The sequence below is a fragment of the Paraburkholderia sp. RL17-373-BIF-A genome (assembly GCF_046030175.1).
Classification (GTDB): Bacteria; Pseudomonadota; Gammaproteobacteria; order Burkholderiales; family Burkholderiaceae; genus Paraburkholderia.
Window position 1 is genome coordinate 1 of sequence record NZ_JARESO010000171.1, and the last position, 3,419, is coordinate 3,419.

Annotated in this window: 1 pseudogene; it reads left to right on the top strand. The window is 59.6% G+C overall.

The features are described from left to right. The first annotated feature begins 162 nt into the window (after window positions 1-162). Window positions 163-3,094, top strand: a pseudogene (locus P0D80_RS49075) (Tn3 family transposase). Window positions 3,095-3,419 lie beyond the last annotated feature (325 nt).

A 3,419-nucleotide genomic window follows, 5' to 3' on the forward strand; every position in this document is an offset into this window, starting at 1 on the left:
AGGGGTATTCGTCCTTTTCGTGCTAAATCTGGCGGTTTTCCCTTCAGAGCCTGATTTCGCGAACTGCCATGGGATCTGACTTTTGTCTGAACAACCAAAAGCGCCTGCGATACCGTACCCGCCCGCGATTACAGATCGCGCCACCTTGACGGGAGGGAGGAGATGCCAGGCCTGGAATTTCGCTATGTGGGGCAGGATCGCCTGCCCTCCCGACTGTCGGAATTCGACGTGGAGCGCTACTTCGCGTTGACTGACAGCGACATTGCCGCGATCAACAAGCGATTCTTGGCGCGATCGCCGAGCTGGCGTTGCCATCCAACTAGTCTTTTTGCGTGCCAGCGGCCACACCCTTGATCATGTCGGCACACTGCCGCGCGCGTTACTGCACTACGTTGGAGAGCGGCTTGGCCTTCCTACCCCGACGATCGCCTCCCTTCGCACACTTTATCAACGCTATAAGACTCTGTACGAGCATCAGGTCTGGACCTGCGAATATCTCGGCCTGACGTCGATCGAACCGAACCACTGGGCGGCACTGGAAGAGTGGATGCGACAGGATGCCGCCGAATCACTTACCCTTGAAGAGCTGCTCCAGCACGTCCATTACTGGCTGTATGAGCGTCGCATCCTGATACCCTCCGAGCGGAAATTGCGGGATCTCGGCCGCAAGATCTGGTCGGACCTTGAGCGTGGTCTGCTCGCACTTATCAAAGCAGCAGTCACGGAAACGCAGTTAATGCATGCCGATTCTGTCCTCTCTGCCCAGCATGGGACCTCCGGCATGAGAGTTCTCGAATGGCTGAAGACGCCGCCCGCGCGACACAGCCCGACGACGCTTACCGAAACCCTCGCGAAGGTTCGGTTCCTCAAGGAACTCGGTGCGCACACGTGGGTACTCGACGCCGTGCCGATCGAAAAGCAGCGTGCATACGCGCAGCGCATCCAGGCTCGCCGTCCTGCTAAGGTTCGTGAACTCAAGGAGTCGACCCGCACCATTGAGCTGATTTTTTTCCTGCGGGTCACGCTGCTCGAGTTGACTGACGCCCTCCTCTATCAGGCAGGACGCAGGGTCTCGGACCTTGTGCGGCAGGCTTACGACCGTACGACGGTCCGGCAGGCACGTTCGGCTGTCGAATACCGGCAGCAACTGCTCGCGATCAAGGCGTTGGTTCAGGATGGCAAGCGTCCGGCGCAGGAACGTCTCGACGATATAGGCAAACTGCTGGACGGCCTCGCGGACAAATCACCGGCAAGTCATGCAGCCTACGTACGCGAAGCGCTCACCGACGATCATCACCGCATCCGCAACCTGCTGGGGCCGTTACGCGAGCTAGGCTTCGTAGGCCGCGAAGCAGAACAAAGCCTGCAACAGTTTGAACTTATCGGCACACTGCATGACAGTGGCGCGACCGAATTGCCACCCAACTGCGATGTGCCGGTAAGCGCCGCCTGGCGCGATCTCGTCAAGGGTGACGATCGGGCGCGCGCGTTGCGGGCACTGGAAGCATCGGCAATCACAGGTCTGCGTAAGGGGCTTCGACGCGGCTCGGTCTGGATCAACCACAGCCTGTCGTTCCGGGAGCGTGATCAGTTGCTGATTCCGCCCACGCAATGGGAAAGCGATCGCGAGCGCTATCTGTCGTCGCTCGGGTTGCCGGGGACCGCGGAGCCGTTTCTAGAACGGTTGACGGAACACCTGAAGGCAGGCCTTGCTGCGCTGGAGGAGGCGCGAGAGGCAGATCGCGTGACAATCGGTACCGACGGCGCGTTGCACTTGTCCGCAATCGAGGCATTGCCGACCGACGGCATACCGAAACGCACGCGGGATCTGATATTCAAGGAGATCGGCACCGCGCAGTTCGCCGACATTATCATGGAGACGGATGCCCACACGGGCTTCAGTGAAGTGCTCCGGTCACGCAAGGCGCGCGATGCAAACGAACTCGTCTCGCTGTACGCTGCGCTGATCGCCCACGGCACGGAAATGGACGCGAAGAACGTTGCCGCCATGATCCCGCAGCTGGACCCTGCGCACATTTCGACGGCAATGCGCCTGCTTGAGATGCCCGGTCGGCTGCCGCGTGCAAACGACCGCGTAGTTGAATTCCAGCGCAGCCATCCGATTACGGAACTCTGGGGCGCCGGACGGCAGGCATCAAGCGACTCAATGAGTCTTGATACGTCAAGGCACCTCTTTTATGCGCGGGTCGATCCGCGACGTCGCACTCATGCGGTGGGTATGTATACGCACGTGCTGGACCAGCACGGCATCGTTTATAACCAGCCGATTGTGCTAAACGAACGTCAGGCTGGAGTCGCGATCGAGGGTGTGATCCGTCACAACGAGAACCGTGACGACGGCGGGTTGCTGCGACTTTCGGTAGACACGCATGGGTACACGAATGTAGGAATGGCGGTGTCGAAGCTCCTCGGTTTCGATCTATGCCCGCGGCTTCGCAACCTCTCGGAACGCAAACTGTATTTGCCCCGACGAGTGGCCGCTCCCGACGGGCTGGTATCGGTCGTTGCCTACGAAATATCCATCAAGGCAATTCGGGATGGCTGGGAGGAACTGCTGCGCGTCGTCGCGTCGATTCATTCGGGACGCGTGAGCGCAAGTGTCGCTTTGCAGCGATTCGGCAGCGCCGCGCAGGGTGACCCGGTGTACCGGGCGGCGGACCACCTTGGCAAGCTACTGCGCACGCTATTCCTGTGCGATTACTTTAGCAACCTGGAGTTTCGTCGCGAAATGCATACGTTGCTTAACCGCGGCGAATCCGTTCATCAGCTGCAGCGCGCGATCTATACCGGCAAGATCGCGCCTGAGCGCGGACGGCGCCGCGACGAAATGATTGCAATATCCGGCTCGTTGACGTTGCTGACAAACCTGGTAATTGCGTGGAACACGCAGCGGATGCAGACCACTCTTGATGACTGGCAACGCAAAGGACAGGGAATTGACGACGACTGGTTGCGGCGGCTGGGGCCGGCGCACTTCGCGCATGTCAATTTCCGCGGTACGTTGAGCTTTCCGATTGACCGTTATCGCGACATGCTACTGGATGCGGCACGTTGGCAGCGTACGGCCGGATAGTGAAGCGGCGCGGCAGAACCAGAGACGATGAACCTCGATACTGGACTCGTCGTCTCGCAGAGGGAGATCAGGCAGTTCAACTTGGGCAATGCGCGTCTGGTCGCCAAGGCGCGCGCTGAGCCGAAGCGTGGACCCGAACGGCGGGCGCATGGTGCGGATTTGCTTGTCACCTTCGAACCTGCGCTCGCCGTACGGCCCGATGAAAGCGCCAGATTTTGCGTTAAGGCGCCGACCTTCGGAAAAATTGACGACCGCATACGACTTTGATTTTTAAAGAAAAAGCCAGGAAAACCGCCAGATTTAGCACGAAAAGGACGAATACCCC